At 44.7% G+C, this 13,873-nt stretch carries 11 protein-coding genes; 2 read left to right on the top strand and 9 right to left on the bottom strand.

What is annotated here, in order from left to right; genetic code table 11:
* Window positions 1-20: 20 nt before the first annotated feature.
* Genes A8709_RS22345 through A8709_RS22335 form a run of 3 tightly spaced genes read right to left on the bottom strand, consistent with a single transcriptional unit; the run spans window position 21 to window position 3,435 of the window.
* Window positions 21-893, bottom strand: a complete 873-nt coding sequence (locus tag A8709_RS22345; RefSeq protein WP_065855311.1) for a carbohydrate ABC transporter permease — start codon at window positions 891-893, stop codon at window positions 21-23.
* On the bottom strand, window positions 890-2,479 hold the full coding sequence (locus tag A8709_RS22340; RefSeq protein WP_065855309.1) for an extracellular solute-binding protein: 1,590 nt from the start codon (window positions 2,477-2,479) through the stop codon (window positions 890-892). The genes A8709_RS22345 and A8709_RS22340 overlap by 4 nt, the downstream gene beginning before the upstream one ends.
* A gap of 29 nt (window positions 2,480-2,508) precedes the next feature.
* Window positions 2,509-3,435, bottom strand: a complete 927-nt coding sequence (locus tag A8709_RS22335) for an ABC transporter permease (protein ID WP_065855307.1) — start codon at window positions 3,433-3,435, stop codon at window positions 2,509-2,511.
* Between the two features lie 276 nt (window positions 3,436-3,711).
* Here A8709_RS22335 and A8709_RS22330 point away from each other — a divergent pair, with 276 nt between their 5' ends.
* Together A8709_RS22330 and yfbR are read left to right on the top strand one after the other, a co-directional pair.
* On the top strand, window positions 3,712-6,021 hold the full coding sequence (locus A8709_RS22330; RefSeq protein ID WP_065855305.1) for an AraC family transcriptional regulator: 2,310 nt from the start codon (window positions 3,712-3,714) through the stop codon (window positions 6,019-6,021).
* Window positions 6,022-6,166: 145 nt separating this feature from the next.
* Window positions 6,167-6,763, top strand: a complete 597-nt coding sequence (gene yfbR, locus A8709_RS22325) for a 5'-deoxynucleotidase (RefSeq protein ID WP_065855303.1) — start codon at window positions 6,167-6,169, stop codon at window positions 6,761-6,763.
* A 580-nt stretch (window positions 6,764-7,343) separates the two neighbouring features.
* On the opposite strand, the gene A8709_RS34965 is transcribed toward yfbR, so the two are convergent.
* The 6 genes from A8709_RS34965 to citZ form a co-directional block, all read right to left on the bottom strand.
* The gene (locus tag A8709_RS34965) at window positions 7,344-7,568 is read right to left on the bottom strand and encodes a hypothetical protein (RefSeq protein WP_141692626.1); all 225 of its coding nucleotides are present in this window, start codon (window positions 7,566-7,568) and stop codon (window positions 7,344-7,346) included.
* A 41-nt stretch (window positions 7,569-7,609) separates the two neighbouring features.
* Window positions 7,610-8,044: a hypothetical protein gene (locus tag A8709_RS22320; protein WP_065855301.1), complete on the bottom strand. Its 435-nt coding sequence runs from the start codon at window positions 8,042-8,044 to the stop codon at window positions 7,610-7,612.
* A 271-nt stretch (window positions 8,045-8,315) separates the two neighbouring features.
* Window positions 8,316-9,890 (bottom strand): DNA-binding protein, encoded by a 1,575-nt coding sequence (locus tag A8709_RS22315; RefSeq protein ID WP_141692625.1) that lies wholly within the window; start codon window positions 9,888-9,890, stop codon window positions 8,316-8,318.
* 185 nt (window positions 9,891-10,075) lie between these two features.
* On the bottom strand, window positions 10,076-11,017 hold the full coding sequence (gene mdh / locus A8709_RS22310; protein ID WP_065855299.1) for a malate dehydrogenase: 942 nt from the start codon (window positions 11,015-11,017) through the stop codon (window positions 10,076-10,078).
* A 48-nt stretch (window positions 11,018-11,065) separates the two neighbouring features.
* Window positions 11,066-12,364, bottom strand: a complete 1,299-nt coding sequence (icd, locus tag A8709_RS22305) for an NADP-dependent isocitrate dehydrogenase (RefSeq protein ID WP_065855298.1) — start codon at window positions 12,362-12,364, stop codon at window positions 11,066-11,068.
* 154 nt (window positions 12,365-12,518) lie between these two features.
* The gene (gene citZ, locus A8709_RS22300; protein WP_065855296.1) at window positions 12,519-13,631 is read right to left on the bottom strand and encodes a citrate synthase; all 1,113 of its coding nucleotides are present in this window, start codon (window positions 13,629-13,631) and stop codon (window positions 12,519-12,521) included.
* Window positions 13,632-13,873 lie beyond the last annotated feature (242 nt).

Genomic DNA, 13,873 nt, shown 5'->3' with positions numbered 1-13,873 from the left:
CGAGCAGGGTATCTATTTTCTTATCCTTTTACAGCCCCTAACGACAACCCTTTCACAAAATAACGCTGCAAAAAGGGGTACAACACTACGATCGGCGCTGATGCCAATACGACCGTAGCCATTTGCGTTGAAACCGGCATCGGTAAAGCTTCGCCTGCACTTAATTGGGAGTAGATATCACTCTGCCCTATAAGAACGACCTGTCGCAAAAGAATTTGCAACGGCCATAACGACGATTTGTTTAAATACAGTATTGCTGAGAAGTATTGATTCCAGTTGCTCACCGCATAAAATAACGTAAACGTCGCAAGCGATGGAATCGAGAGTGGCAGTACGATTTTGAAAAAGATACCGAGATCATTACACCCGTCAATGGTGGCTGACTCAATAATACTTTCATGTATCGATTCGAAAAATTCTCGCATCACCAATAAATTAAAAGCGGAAACAGCTGTTGGAATGACTAGCGCCCATAAGGTGTTCATTAATCCTGTTGCTTTGACGACCAGATAGGTTGGGATCATCCCACCGCTGAATAGCATCGAGAACAACACCATGAACAGCAGCATGCGTCTTCCACTAAAACGCTGCCTCGAACAGACATAGGCTAACAAGGAGGTGACTGCTAAATTCACAATCGTACCTACCACTGTTATCCAAACCGTATTTCGAAGGGACGAGAAGAACACACCCGTATTAAAAATGTAGTGGTAGGCCTTCCAATCCAACTGTTTCGGCCACAGAATGAAATTGCCTGATACAATCTCATTCAATGAGGCAAATGACATCGCTACAACATTTACAATCGGCATCAGACACAGGAGCGTCAGCAGCGTCAAGATCACAATGACGATTGTATCCATCAGCCTATTGGAAAGGTTTGACGTTCTCATTTTCTTGCTTTCCAAGCATCGTTCATTTCGGCTAAGGCATCTTTACCGCCTCTTGCTTTCCAATCTTCGAACATTTGATCCAAATAGTCGACTGGCTTCTCACCCACGATGATTTTCACAACGCCATCAACTGTGTTTTTGTAGAGCTCTGCTCCTTTATCTGCATACGTTTTGGAGAATAAACCAACGTCTTGGGAGGAATACGGTTTACCCTTCATCGCATTAGTGAAGGAATCTTGTTTCAATTTCGTAGTTTCTGGCGTATCCGAAGCACTTAGAATCCATTCGCCTTCTTGGGCATGATTCGTTAATTGATATTTGTTAGGACCTTCGGTTTTGCCTAGATCCGTAGCAACCTTCGCGCCATTTTCCGTTTTGAAATGAACGCCGTCAACGCCCCATTTGAAGAAGTTAGCCCCATCATCACCTATTTGATCATCCAAAATTTTCAGCATTTTCTCAAGCTTGCCTGTATCCTTCAGCAGATCTTTATTCAAGGCGAATACACCGAAGAAACCTGCGCTTTTCACATAACCGCCCTCAGAACCATCCGGTGCTTTCAACGGTGGAATCGCAATCAATTGGAATTTAGGATCTGCTGCTCTCGCTTTCGTTAAACGCTCTGGCGTGAAGCCCGTATAACCCCAGCTGGCAACCACACCTGCCTTACCAAGCAAGAAGTCATCTTCCACTTGTTGATCCTTTTTAATCGCAAAATCCTTCGCAATGAGTCCATCTTTATATAATTTGGCTAAATAGCCGATCGCTTGCTTGTTATTTGGCGCAAATTCTCCTGGTACGATGCCGCCTTTGCCATCTTCCACCCAGCCTACGCTCGGACCGGCTTTCATACTGGCCATGAGGGATACGAATGGATAAGCACCATTCACTCCCGCTCCACTATTCACACCAGCAGCTAACCCGAACGTATCATCCTTGCCGTTACCATCTGGATCCCTCTCTTTAAATGCTTTCATTACTGTGTACAGCTCATCATAGGTCGTCGGTACTTGCAAGCCCAGCTTATCTAGCCAATCTTTACGCATCACGATTGTAGCGCCTGGAATAGCACGTAAACGAGGAATACCATAGATATGTCCTTTGTACTTAAGCGTATCCATGACATCTTTCGGCAATTTAGCCAAATTCGGATATTTCGCGCTGTCAGACAAATAGGATTCCAAAGGCAGGAATTGGTCACTGCTGATCGCATTGAAGTAAACAGCGTCTAAGTAAGGGAATAATACGGTATCTGGAACATCACCTGATGCCAAGGTAACCCCCATCTTGTTGTTGTACTCCCCTGAAGCGACCGGTAAATATTCAAATTCAATATTATAGCGATCTTCAATCGCCTTCTTGCCCGTGCTTGTGTCTGGCGGAGCCGCTCCGTACAAAATATTCATCGCACGAATTTTATATTTTTTGTCCACCTTCGGTGTTGCTGACGCTTGCTGGGATGGCTGAGCCGTCGCTGCCGCATCTGTTGATTGTGCTGTTTCCGTACCCTTGCTGCATGCTGCAACCAATGAGCTTACCATCACTACTGCTGTTGCTACGGTTAGAATTTTTCCAATGCTTTTCATATTGAAACCAGCCTCTCGCTTGTTATTTTCTAATACACGCCTTTTTCACCGAATGATCGCGCTAATTTGTTTGCTGTCACGATCAGTATCATACCGACGATCCCTTTGAGTAATCCCACTGCGGTTGTAAAACTGAAATTCCCGTTCACAACGCCCATCCTATATACATAGGTATCTAGGACTTCCCCGACTTCTGAAACGTTGGAATTGAGCATTAAATACACTTGTTCGAATCCGACATCAAGCACCGTGCCTAAACGAAGGATAAACAACAGGATGATCGTTGAGCGAATCCCTGGCAGAGTCACATGATAAATTTGACGAAGTCGGCCGGCGCCATCGATTTTTGCAGCCTCATACAGCTCTGGATCAATCCCCGTTAACGCTGCCAAATAGATAATCGTGCCCCAACCGGACTCTTTCCAAATAACCTGCAGGACAAGCATGCCTCGGAAATTATGTTCATTGGATAAAATATTGATGGGATCTAATCCCCAACTCATGAGTAGATGATTCACTTGCCCATCACTCTGAAATAATAAATAGAAGATACCTGCAACTACGACCCAAGATAAGAAATGAGGCAAATAGAGCAGCGTTTGTACAATCTTTTTGAAAAACTCAAACTTGAGTTCATTCAATAATATCGCGATGAGGATAGGGACTGTGAAAGCGAATACAATCTGATAAAAGCTAATTATAACGGTGTTCATGAAATATCGTCCAATTTCCGGTGAATCAAATATATGTTGGAAATTGTCTAGCCCCACCCAATCACTTTTGAGAAATCCTTTGGAAGGGATATATTTCTGAAAAGCAATGACGATTCCTAGCATGGGGATATACTTATAGATTAAGAAATAAACGATTCCTGGTAAAGCCATCAGCCATAAATATCTTTCTTTTAATAATCGGTGCCCCCATACATGCTTACGCCTTTCTTTCTGAATCTCCATGTTGTTTGCGTTGCTCCTCTCCACTTTATCATCTGTTCGTCACCCCCTTGGACCCAATCATAGGCAAATAGGAGTTAGCGAGCAATCAACCATTTTTACGCAAAAAAAGCATATGAAATCGTGGTGAATTGGGTTAGATGAACCCGTTCATACACTATTTTTGCAGGAAAACGAGGTTTCGGTAAAAAGTGTGTACCACTGATCATCCAAGAGAACCACCGATCTGTGATATACTAATTTCAAAAAAGTGAATCGTAAATGACAAGGAGATTGGTTATGGATACTCACTCTTGGCGTCGACTTAAACATTTCCTCGAAATGAAAAAGCCTGGCTGGAAACTGAAAAATCGGCTTCTCATTTCACTTATCCTTCTCTCCAGTATTCCGATTGCTATTATGGCGCTATCTTCTTCCTTCATTAGTAACCGCATCCTCAGTGACCAGACCGATCAGATGCATCAAGTATTTCTGAATCAGGTTGAGAAGGAAATGAACAGTCAGTTTAAAAAGTTCGATGAACTCATGCTGCAATATACCTATGATAATTCAGCTCTCAGCCGTTTTACGAAAGATGACTTAACGTATCAAAACTTTCAACTGGTCAATGATCTATTCACCGTATTAACGAATTTGCGAAGCGGTATGGAAAATGTCGTTGAGATCGATTTTTTCAGCACTTCCTATAATAAGATTGTTACTTCTAGTGGACTGCTGCTTCAGCCAGAAGAATTTCAGGATCCTCTAGCTATTGATAAATCACATACGTTGACCAAATATGGCGGGTGGCTGGATACAAGGAAGCATTTGAATACGCGCTTGGATCGCCCTGTCATCACTTACATCAGACCGATGAACAGCGCAGGCTCCAATGTGGTGAACAGCTTCTTTATCGTGTATTTGGATGCCGCTTCCTTAAGCAGCAATTTGAAAGCAAATGTAAGCGATCCCGCGACCTACTTGGTACTCAATTCGGATGGAAATGCCGTCATGCACTCGGATCCAACCAAGGTGGGCAGTTTTATTGACTCTCCGGAATTCAGAGCTGAGCTTACGAAGGGTAAAAATATGCCCAACTATCGCTTCACGATGAATTTGGACGGCAAGCCGTCGCTCATTAATACCGTCTATTCGGCGAATCGGGATTGGTATTACGTGTCGATCCTGCCGACGGCCTTGGTCGCGAAGGAAACGAATCAACTGCGAAATATTTTATTCGGCGTCAGTTTCGCCTTTATTTTACTCGCGATTATTATTGCGATTCGCACCTCTCAAAGCATCTATCAGCCCGTACATAAGCTAACGCAGCGTGTATTCCATGACAAGGATACATCGACATCGAAGGACGAAATTCATTACATCACCGAACATATCCAACATGTCGAAGAGCACAATGACTTTTTGCAAAAAAACCTAAAGCAATATCAGACGCACGCTGAGCAGTACAGCCTCATGAGCTTGTTGATTGGAAATTCGAGTGATACGACCTTACAACAGGATACGTTTCAAAATAAGCCCATCTGCTTGTTCCTGCTGGAAACAGATCCGATTTATATGAAGTCGCAATACTCGCGTAACGATCAATTTCTCATGTATTATGCGATTGACAACATTGTGGATGAAATTCTGAGCACCAAAGGCATTACCCGCATCATGATGATTCAGCCAGGTTTATTTGCAATTCTTCATCAACCTGAGCAAGCTGGTTTCCAACAGTCTCGTATCTATGCCAATGAGTTACTGCAAGCAGTTCGTACTTATTTAAAGTTGAATTTCGTCATCTCAGCTGGTTATTCGGAATCAGGCTTACCTGGGATTCATGATGTTTTCACCCAAGCCAAACACGCGCTTCGTTACAGTTTTTCTCTGGGTGCTAATCAAGTAATTATCAGCGACGAGCTGGATCCATCCATATCCGATCAAGCAGATGCTTTAGTCGAGGTGGAAAATCTCATTCTGCAATCGCTCCATGCAACAAATTATCGTGAGGCTCAGGAGCTATTCACGCAAATCATACAACTATTAAAGGATGACAGTTCGCTTACTTCGGAGTTAGTCAAAACCTATTGCTCACAGCTTCTGGGGGCGATGATGCATACCGTGGGGAAGGATTATCATGCGGATAAAGAATCGGTGAATATGAAACAGTTAACGATGGAATTAGAGCGTCAGCGAAATTTACAAGAGATCGAAAGTTTTTTCACTAATCAATTTTTCGATAAATTAATTGTATCACAGCCAGAGAAGGCTTCGTTTGAGCGTCAACAAATTGATGAAGTCGTCGCTTATATCCGTGCTCACTACGATCAGGATATCTCGCTGCAGCTGTGTGCAGATCTTGTTAATCTCAGCAGCTCTCAGCTCAGCCGCTCTTTCAAGAAAATCATGGGCATCAACTTCGTCGATTATGTCATTCAGTTTCGGGTAGGGATTGCCAAAGAATTGCTTGGTGATCCGAAGAACTCCATACAGGCAGTGACCGATAAGTTGAGATATACATCCGTCAATAGCTTTATCCGTATTTTCAAAAAAATCACCGGCACCACACCAGGCAATTACCGCAAAGATACACAAGAATTACGGTTATGATATTGCATTGCATCCGTTATTCGGATGTGCCTCGTCGCGGTCAAGTTGACTTCGATTAGGTGAGGTGTTATACCTGTTAGGGTAGATTATTTGGCGGCATTTTTGCGAAGACTTCCAGTCCGCTAGTCCGTCCTAGGAGGAACTTATGAATCATCACTTTTTTGCCTACTTATATCGTCTCAAATATATCGATCGCTGGAGCCTCATGTGGAACATGCGCCGCGAAAACGTCGCCGAGCATTCCTTCTATGTCGCTTCGATCGCGCATATGCTGTGCACCATCTCCAACGAAGTCTATGGCGGGAATGTACCGACAGATCGCGTGGTATCTATCGCCCTATTCCACGATGCGTCCGAGGTCTTGACGGGAGATATCCCTCAGCCTGTCAAACACAACAACGAGCAAATTCTGCGGAATTTCCGTGAAATTGAAGATGTCGCGGTAGAACGCCTGATTGGCACGATTCCGCCAGCCTTGAGCAGCATTTACCGCGGTCTCATTCAAGACCCTGACCCTGAGCTCTACCGCTGGGTCAAAGCCGCTGATTTGATCGAAGCTTATATCAAATGTTTAACCGAGCTTTCCACCGGCAACCGTGAATTCGTCGTTGCGAAGCAGCAAGTGCTGGAGAGCCTGAAGAAGATGAACATGCCCGAAGTCGATTACTTCCTCGAGCATATGAGCGCCTCCTTCGAGAAAACGTTGGATGAGATTACGTTGGATATTGCGGATCCTAGTTAGGTTTAGAGATAGAGATAGAACAAGTACCTGTTCTTGATAAAGATACACAACCTGATACAGATACAGATACAGATACAGATTCAGATTCAGAACCAGAAACAAGACTAGATCCAGAACCAAGACCAGATCCAGAACCGAGACCAGAGCTAGAGCTAGAGCTATAGCTAGAGCTAGAGTCAGATCCAGAACCAAGACCCGATCCAGAACCAGAATCAAGACCAGATCCAGATCCAACTAACCACACCAGACGCGTTAACTGGAAAACCTCCAGCTATTTTTAGTGTTTTCCCAATAAAATTACGTTTAAATGGATTTCATGTAGGTAATTGGTCCAATTTTCATTAAACCGACTCAGAAGTCCGAAATTAACTGTAGAAAATCCATCTATTTCGTAATTTCCCAGCTTTCCTCTAATATTACCTACATATAATCCATCTATTTGGTGGCGGGGGTGGTCGTGGGTCACAGAGTCAAGTCAATGACAGGTGCTGGTCGCGAAGTCAATGACGGTCGTGATCGTCGTGTTAGAGCGGGTGTGCTCACCGTGCTCACGGAGCAGGTAATGGTCATGCTCGTGAAGTCATGGTAGTAGTGCTAGCCGAGTCGGTCTCGGGGTGGGAACGGAGGCGAAGCCGGTAATCTTCGTGAAGTCAGTGATGATTGCGGAGCCTGTGAGCGTGGTCGTCATGTAGTCAATGGTAGTCATAGTAAAGTTAATGGCCAAATTAGCTGCAACAGTTACACTAACCACCGCAATACCGGGAATCCCAGCTCCTGCATGAACATCAAAGAACCTCCCTTCCATATCACAATGGAAGGGAGGTTCTTTACATTTCGAAACTGCGTTTATGAGAATATTTGAGGATTTGTCATAATCAAGACAGCAGCTATTACTGCGATTGCGCCAATCCAGCTGAACGTTTTGATTTTTGCAGCATCGGATGCTGTGTTTTTGCCTGCTGAGCTGTTCGCTTTCAGCTTTTTAATTCTACCACCGATCATACCTTGAATGGCTCCAACAATGACTAGTAGGACGATTGCCAATACCATCCAGATTACTGGCGGTTTAGGGTCCATATCGCCAATCATCGCACCACCGGAAATGAAGGTAACAATTAACGAAAATTGAGCAATTCGGTTAATCGTAGACAGCAATCCCATAAAGCTTTCTTGCGCCGCGCCGGATAAGCTAGCAGCTCGTCCCACAATGAAAGGGAAAATCACATAAGCGCCAAGCAATAGAGCACTAATTACGTGTAAAAAAATCATAACATGGTACATTGAGTCGACCTCCGCAATTTTAATTAGAATCGTTCTCTTTTAGTATACAGAATAGGATTGGTTGTAACAAGAAAGCGATGCCAACTATTGGGCAAATTCACGATATCTCCATATAAATGTGACCAATTACGCAGAAAACACCCCCAGCTCCCAGTGACTTGCTTTGAGCAAATGGATCGGAGCCTCTTTAGGGATCTCCAATCCGTGCTCAACGACTCATCACTTTTCACGGAAGTGGGGGTGCTTATAAACGCACTTTCCAACTACAATCTTATGGCAGCGGCACTGCAGCTACATCCGCAATAGTAACCGCTTCGGTGAATTTGTTCGTTGTATTTAATCTCAAACGCATACTTGCCGCACCAGAAGCTGTTGTATTGATCTGTACATTCACGATCTTCTCTGCGTGTCCGCTTGCATTAGCTGTCATTGAGAAGCTCGTGCTATATCCATAAGCCGATGGCCAAGTGCCATCACTGTTCTGAATTTTGGCAACTTGCGTACCGGATCCGTTATATATACCTAAATTATAGCCTGCGGTTGTTGAATTTGCCGCTAAACCATTAAGAATGATCTTGACTTGGAACACGTAATGATTCGGCAGCTGCGCTTGATGAACAAAAGCCACGGGGTCCGACGTATTGGTCGAAGTCGAAACACCGTAAGCACCTGTTTTGAACGTCGTCGGATCCCACCACTTGTAACCCGATGCTGGCGTCGCCCACGGCTCAGCCTGCGGCTCTGTCGTATTGGCTGGCTGCTCCCATGTATACAACGTTGTTGCCGTGTCTAACGTCAATCCAGACACCTGAGATAAGCTCGTATAGCTTTCCTTGGTGGCCAACCAATTGACCATATTGACCAGCAATGTGGCATCGTTCTGTTCTTGAAAACCGGCATACGTCGTCTTTGCTCCGCCAGTCTCCTCTTTCATATACTTCGGCGTCGCATCCTCCACCGGGGATGAATCCCCAATGAAGCCAGCCTTACCCGCGCTTACTTTCGAAACCGCTACGAACGGCCCTTCTGCAACGCCGCCGCCATTGTACACACCCTGATCCACTGCACTCGACCAACTCGTCGTCGTTGAAGGCAAATAGACAATGCCCTTCGCCTTATTCGGATCTGTAATCGCAAGTGTAGAACCCGCATGCATCGCAACAGTCGAAACACCGCTCGTAATACCAAATCCTTGCGCGCCTGTCACGATATTGTTAGCGGTAATGTCACCTAACGCGTTGTATCTGAAGCGAACTCCAAAGTTCGTTGCTAACCAATCTGAGCTTGAAACCCCTGACATCGCCGCGGATCCCGCTTCTTCCGTACTCATCCCTAAGGCAGGATTCGTCCAAGCGCCACGGCGATAACCATTGAATACCTCGGAAGCATCCCAACGGTTCTTATTACGGTCCGCATTATAATGATCGGCTATGAAAAAAATACTGCCACCGCCTTGCACATACTGTAGCATAGCAGTCTGCTCTGACGTCTTATACGGAATATTCGCTTCACCAATGACGAATACATCATAAGCTGATAAATCCGCGAGTGTAATCGCTGAGCTTTTACGCAATTCTTTGACATAATAACCGGCGTTGCCTAACGCATTCGCAAAATCCGAAAAACCGCCGTCAATCACCCAGTCGGCTGCACCAGCCGTTTGACCATGGGTATTGTCAAATAATATTTTTTTGCCATTCGCTGATGTTGGGGTAATAGTTGGGGCTGGGTCACTCGGTCCTTCTGCCCATGCTTGTGGAACAATGCCTATCAAGGTACTGGATATAGCCGCGGTCACACAGATACTTCGCCAGTTTCTCTTTCCAAACAAACGTTGTCTCAACATCAAATCCCACCATCCTATGGAAGTATTAACCAATTCATATTGGCTATACACATCGTATCATAGGCCATGTCCATGGGATAGAGATTGGAAATTAATTTACAAAAACAACAACTTTTTGTGCATTCTCACAATAAAAGAGCCGACCTCCTATATCCTAGGAAATCGACTCTTCTGTTAGGGATATATTAACCTGCTACAACTTTAATAACGTTGCGCACGGATTCAGCTGTTTTATCCAAAGCAGCTTTTTCTTGCTCAGTCAATTCGATATCCATGATTTTCTCAATGCCGTTCGCACCAAGAACCGTCAGAACACCCATGAACAAGTTTTCATAGCCAAATTCGCCTTCAAGAAGAGCGATAGTAGGAATGATCCGTTTCTTATCTTTCAGGATCGCTTCTGTCATTTGCACAAGGGAAGCTGCTGGTGCGTAGTATGCACTACCGTTACCAAGCAGATTGACGATTTCGCCGCCGCCAGTACGTGTCCGTTGAACAATTGCTTCAATACGATCCGCTGGAATCAGCTTCTCAATTGGCACACCGCCAGCGTATGTGTAACGTACAAGAGGAACCATGTCATCGCCGTGTCCGCCAATAACAACACCTTTCACATCCTCAACAGACACGTTTAATTCTTGGGAGATAAACGTCAGGTAACGTGCCGTATCAAGAACACCGGATTGACCGATTACGCGGTTCTTAGGAAAGCCAAGCGCTTGGTAAGCTACGTACGTCATCGCATCAACAGGGTTACTCAAGATGATCACGATGGAATCAGGAGCAACTTCTTTTACGTTCTCACAAACGGACTTCACGATGCCCGCGTTCGTGTTAACGAGATCGTCGCGGCTCATGCCCGGTTTACGAGCAATACCTGCCGTGATAATCACGATGTCCGAACCCGCTGCATCCGCATAGTTGGATGTACCCGTGATTTGAGCATCAAAGCCTTGAACCGGACCTGCTTCAAGCATGTCTAGCGCTTTACCCTTAGTTGGGTTCTCAAGCTGTGGGATGTCCAGAAGAACAACGTCACCAAGTTCTTTTTGAGCCAACATAAGTGCAGTAGTAGCTCCTGTGAATCCAGCGCCGACAACGGTAATCTTATTACGTCGAATTGCCATTCAGTTATACCTCCTATTTATTTAGTTAAACGCATCTATTTGAACAAATTAAGCCATGTTTTTGATGATTTCGTTCGCGAACTCGGAGCACTTAATTTCTTTCGCGCCTTCCATCAAACGTGCGAAGTCATAAGTTACTGTTTTGTTGTTGATAGAAGTTTCCAAGCCTTTGTAGATTAGCTCAGCTGCTTCCAACCATCCAAGGTGCTCAAGCAACATTACACCGGAAAGAATAACGGAACCTGGGTTAACAACATCAAGACCAGCATATTTTGGAGCTGTTCCGTGAGTTGCTTCGAAGATTGCGTGACCAGTCAAGTAGTTGATGTTAGCTCCTGGAGCGATACCGATACCGCCAACTTGTGCAGCTAGTGCATCAGACAGGTAGTCACCGTTCAGGTTCAATGTAGCGATTACGTCGAAATCAGTAGGACGTGTCAATACTTGTTGAAGAGCGATGTCAGCAATCGCATCTTTTACGATGATTTTGCCAGCTGCTTCAGCGTCTTTTTGTGCTTTGTTAGCTGCTTCTGCGCCTTCTGCTTCTTTAATGCGGTCGTATTGTGCCCATGTAAATGTTTTATCTGCATATTCACGCTCAGCCAACTCGTAACCCCAGTTTTTGAACGCGCCTTCTGTGAACTTCATGATGTTGCCTTTGTGTACCAACGTTAATGTTTTACGACCATGTTTGATTGCATACTCGATAGCCGCGCGAACCAAACGCTCTGTACCTTCGGAAGAAACTGGCTTAACACCGATACCAGAAGTTTCTGGGAAACGGATTTTGTTAACGCCCATTTCATTTTGCAAGAAGGAGATTACTTTCTTAACTGCTTCAGAACCAGCTTCCCACTCGATACCAGCGTAGATATCTTCTGTGTTTTCACGGAAAATCACCATGTCAACTAGCTCAGGACGTTTAACTGGGGATGGAACACCATCGAAGTAACGAACTGGACGGGAGCAAACATAAAGATCAAGCTCTTGGCGAAGTGCCACGTTCAGGGAACGGATACCGCCACCGATTGGTGTAGTTAGAGGTCCTTTGATGGATACGATGTATTCTTTCATAGCTGTCAATGTATCGTTCGGCAACCAGCTGTTGAATTTGTTGAATGCTTTCTCACCAGCGTATACTTCGTACCAAGCGATTTTTTTCTCGCCTTTGTATGCTTTCTCAACCGCTGCATCAAGTACACGTACGGAAGCTGCCCAGATATCAGGACCTGTACCGTCACCCTCGATGAAAGGGATAATTGGGTTGTTAGGGACTTGAAGTACACCGTTTTCGATCGTGATTTTTTGACCTTCTGTTGGTAGCTCATAAGATTCGAATTGTGGCATGATAGTTCCTCCTGAAATTGGTTAGTATGGTTTCTTTATATAAGCCATTTGCATGGCTAGGCACACAAAAAGTGACGGGAGTTACAGTACTCCCCCAAAATCAATTGGGGTCCAGTACCGAACTACCCGCACCTGGAGCTTGTAGCATGAACAATTAGCGTTGGCCAATTGGGATATATTTTTGGTTAACTGGACCTGTGTACTCTGCGCGAGGACGGATCAAACGGTTGTTTTCGTACTGCTCAAGAATATGAGCGGCCCAACCGGAAGTACGGCTGATCGCGAAGATCGGCGTGAACAAGTCACGTGGGATTTCTAGTGTTGTGTATACGGATGCTGAGTAGAAATCAACGTTAGGTTTCAAACCTTTAAGGCTAGTTACCAACTCGTCTGCTTTAATGGACATTTCGTACCATTTCAAGTTCCCAGTCAATTTACCAAGCTCATAAGACATTTTTTGCAAGTGCTTCGCACGCGGATCGCCGTTTTTGTATACGCGGTGACCGAAGCCCATGATTTTGTCTTTACGCTCTAATTTATCGTTAATGTAAGGAACAACGTTCTCAACAGTACCGATCTCTTCTAGCATCACCATAACCGCTTCATTCGCACCGCCGTGAAGAGGTCCTTTGAGCGTGCCGATTGCGGAAGTAATACCGGAGTAGATATCTGTCAGTGTTGCTACAGTGACACGTGCTGCAAATGTCGATGCATTCAACTCGTGGTCTGCATGAAGAACTAAGGCTTTATCTAATGCTTCAATTGCCACTTTATCCGGTTCGTTTCCTGTTAGTTGGAACAAGAAGTTAGCAGCTACAGAAGAATATCCTGGAGAAGCTACAGGCTCTTTGCCTTCACGAATACGAGCGAAAGCTGCGATAATGCCTGGAATTTGTGCTTGCAGCTTGATCGCTTTACGCACATTGGATTCCGTGCTCGCATCATTAGCTTCTTCGTCATATAGCGCAAGTGCAGAAACCGCTGTACGAAGCGCTGCCATGGAGTTAACACCTTGTGGGAATGTACGAATAAGGTCAATTACCGCAGTTGGTACCGTGCTGTATGCATTCAGGTCGCTTTGCAATTTCTCAAGCTCAGCTTGTGTAGGCAGTTTACCGAACCATAGTAGGTAAATTACTTCTTCAAAAGTCGCATTTTCTGCGAGGTCATCAATATCAATCCCGCGATACGTAAGCACGCCATCTACAATGGAGCTGATCGACGAGGTTGTGGCTACAATTCCTTCTAAACCTTTGGTTGCAGACATGGGAATCTCTCCTTAGCTACTCTATTAGCATAATATTGCTGTTTTCTACTCTTAATAATAAAGTATTTTACGCGGTAAGTGAACAAAAGAGGGCATAAAACTTTATTTTCACTACCATAGAAATTCTTTTTGGCGTCATTTTCACACCATTTTACTTCGATAACTTCCAAACACACGATACAAGTTTTTGTTAATTTCCCCGAATTATTCAGCACGCGAGGAAAAATTTGTAGACATAGGTC

It is taken from the genome of Paenibacillus pectinilyticus (genome assembly GCF_001700435.1).
Taxonomy (GTDB): domain Bacteria; phylum Bacillota; class Bacilli; order Paenibacillales; family NBRC-103111; genus Paenibacillus_E; species Paenibacillus_E pectinilyticus.
This window is presented reverse-complemented; position numbering and strand designations above follow the sequence as displayed.

Coding starts and splice junctions, on each gene's coding strand:
- A8709_RS22345 (WP_065855311.1), bottom strand. CDS start 893: ATGAGAACGTCAAACCTTTCCAATAGGCTGATGGATACAATCGTCATT.
- A8709_RS22340 (WP_065855309.1), bottom strand. CDS start 2,479: ATGAAAAGCATTGGAAAAATTCTAACCGTAGCAACAGCAGTAGTGATG.
- A8709_RS22335 (WP_065855307.1), bottom strand. CDS start 3,435: ATGGAGATTCAGAAAGAAAGGCGTAAGCATGTATGGGGGCACCGATTA.
- A8709_RS22330 (WP_065855305.1), top strand. CDS start 3,712: ATGGATACTCACTCTTGGCGTCGACTTAAACATTTCCTCGAAATGAAA.
- yfbR (WP_065855303.1), top strand. CDS start 6,167: ATGAATCATCACTTTTTTGCCTACTTATATCGTCTCAAATATATCGAT.
- A8709_RS34965 (WP_141692626.1), bottom strand. CDS start 7,568: ATGGAAGGGAGGTTCTTTGATGTTCATGCAGGAGCTGGGATTCCCGGT.
- A8709_RS22320 (WP_065855301.1), bottom strand. CDS start 8,044: ATGTACCATGTTATGATTTTTTTACACGTAATTAGTGCTCTATTGCTT.
- A8709_RS22315 (WP_141692625.1), bottom strand. CDS start 9,890: ATGTTGAGACAACGTTTGTTTGGAAAGAGAAACTGGCGAAGTATCTGT.
- mdh (WP_065855299.1), bottom strand. CDS start 11,017: ATGGCAATTCGACGTAATAAGATTACCGTTGTCGGCGCTGGATTCACA.
- icd (WP_065855298.1), bottom strand. CDS start 12,364: ATGCCACAATTCGAATCTTATGAGCTACCAACAGAAGGTCAAAAAATC.
- citZ (WP_065855296.1), bottom strand. CDS start 13,631: ATGTCTGCAACCAAAGGTTTAGAAGGAATTGTAGCCACAACCTCGTCG.